Below are 2,540 nucleotides of genomic sequence, written 5' to 3'. Positions count from 1 at the left end.
TGTTAAAAGCTATATTCAAGAAATTATTCAAAAAATAAAACAGTTTATTGAAACTACTTCTCGTAAGTCCCAAGAATTAGTTAAACCCTTTAAAAAAGGATGTAATCAAGCCTCGACAACTATTGTTGGTAAAGTTGATGAATTTTCTGGAGAAATAAAAAAGCAAACTAAAAAAATAGAAGATTCAATTAACGACGTTAACAATAAAATTAAAAACCAGCTCAACCAAGAGCAGTTAGAAAATAAAATCAAGGATCTGTTTGAAAAAGTTACTGCCATTTTGAATAGTCCTCAAATTACTAATGCCCTAAAAGACGCTGAAGAGGGTATGGGGACAATTACTGAAAATCTCAAAAAAGTGTCCCTTAAACCAGCGTTTCAAGTGGTGGTAACCAAAAGCAATGGCTTGGAGAAGGAGTTAAAAGCGGTTGATGTCTCTACCCTTAGTACCCCGGTTAAAACCGCACTAAAAGTCGGAACAGAAGTAATTAAAGCGGTGGATGTTCCGGGTGTCGTTAACCCTGAGTTGAAAGCTGCCTTTGATGAGATTTTAGCTCCCTTAGACAATATTGTGGCTTTAATGGAAGGGGAATTTCATAAAATTGACGACAAAATTGAATCTTTACAACCTGGTACTCTGGTAGTGAAGTTTCTCGACCCCTATCTTACTCCTCTTGTGGATAAATTAAATGAGTACAAGCCTTCTATACTTCTTCAACCAGTCAAAGACTTTTATAATAATCTCCTGGAAAAACTAGAAGTGATTAATCCCAAGCAATTGTTGGATTTGTTAGAAGAATTATACCAAAAATTACTAGGGGTGATTGAGTCCTTATCTCCCACAATGATCACAGATTTCCTGAATCAGCAGCTGGCAACTGTCAAAACCCACCTAGATAATTTACCTGTCGAGAAGCTTGTGGGCAAAGTGACGGATGGTTTGAGTCAAGTAGATAAGCTGATGGCGGATATCGGGTTGTCGGATGTCCTCAAGTCAGATTTTTGGAAAACTTTGCAGGACATATTGAAATTAAAGTTTACCGATAAAATTAAAGAGGTTAATAATATCCGAAATAAGATCGTAGACCAAGTGAATGCAGTTGATGAGCAGGGTTTGACACAGCAATTGCAGCAACTCCAAACAGCGATCGCAACTTACACCGAGACTCCCAATCTAGCAACCGATGGCGTTGCCGGACAAGTGAAAGCTTATCACCAGGCGGTAGAAACTCTAGCAGCACCAGCAGCCAGCTTGCCAACTCCACCAGCAAAAATTGCTGTAGATTATGAAGATTTGCGAAAACGCTTGGAAAACCTTTATCAAAACTTTACTGCAACTTCCCCTCAAGAGGTTCTCGAACAAGTCAATACTATCGTTACAGACACCACTAGACTCCAGGGGAATGAGAGCCAACGCGATCGCTTGCAACAAAGTGCCAACCGCACTTCTCCTCAGCAGGTAATTGCTCACTTCAAGAAAGTTATTCCCGATGAACTCAACCGACAGATTGTCAATCCTCTGCGGGAAATTCTCCTGGCTTTGGACGAATTACTAAAGCAGCCTCGTACTGTTCTTGGTGACATTAACAATGTGATCAACAGTATCGAAAAGGCTCCGGAACAATTAGTGGAGATTCTCAGCAAGGTTGCTAAGACGCTAGGTGACCAAATTCGTCAGGCAATTAATGGTCTTAAAGAGGCAATTGACAGTCTGAGTAAGGAGGTGGTAAAAGCAATTGAAGGGACATATCAAACAATTTCGGAAACCTTAAATTATCTGAGGCCGAAGCTACTGCTGAATTCCTTTGATGAGAGTGACTTTAAAGATATTAATAGTTTAATCAAAAAAATTGCTACCCCCGAGGATAAAGTTTTCAAGGATAAAGTTTCTGAGTACATCAATAGTAAGCTTTCTGATCAAACTAAATCGTTGCTAACGGCGAATAAACCAGGAACTAAGCAAGCGGTGATTAAAGAGTTGAATAACCTGCTGATCCAGAAAGACTTCTACAATGAGCAACAGTTTGAGCAAGTAACCTTGACTACCGAGGTTAAAGTTTTAAGTTTAGGTGACTATAAAAGTGATCTGGGTGATCTGGTTCACTTTAACCGTTTGTTAATCGAAGCGAATTATCCCCAAGAGCTTGTGATGAATATGGAATCAATTTTCCCTTATTTAAAAGACAAGCTCAAAGAGATTTATCCTCAAACTATTGTTGATGAACTAGACCAGTTACATGGAAAGATCATTAAATTATTAGAAGACATTCCTAAGGCAGTGGGTGATGCTCTAGATAGCCAGTATCAGAAAAAAATAGTGGAAAAGACCAAAGACTTGCGAGAAGCGATTAATAAACTTTTTGCAGAACTGCGGCAACGGCTAGAAGCTCTCAAAAGTGAGCTGGATATTGGCTTGGAAGATGTGGCTGATTCTTTTGATCGCTTGTTGAATGCTTTGCCGGTTTAGTTAGGTAATGGGTAGTAGGTAATGGGTAATAGGTAATGGGTAATAGGTAATAGGTAGTAGGTAGTAGGTAATG

General features: G+C 39.1%; 1 protein-coding gene. It reads left to right on the top strand.

Annotated features, from left to right (window positions below; all coding sequences use genetic code 11):
* Positions 1–2,467: rhoptry family protein (locus tag F6K37_RS37900; protein WP_287256202.1), on the top strand; the 2,467-nt coding region annotated here is incomplete at its 5' end.
* Between the last annotated feature and the right edge of the window lie 73 nt (positions 2,468–2,540).

Source organism: Moorena sp. SIO4E2 (genome assembly GCF_010671945.1).
GTDB classification, from domain to species: Bacteria; Cyanobacteriota; Cyanobacteriia; order Cyanobacteriales; family Coleofasciculaceae; genus Moorena; species Moorena producens.
This window is presented reverse-complemented; position numbering and strand designations above follow the sequence as displayed.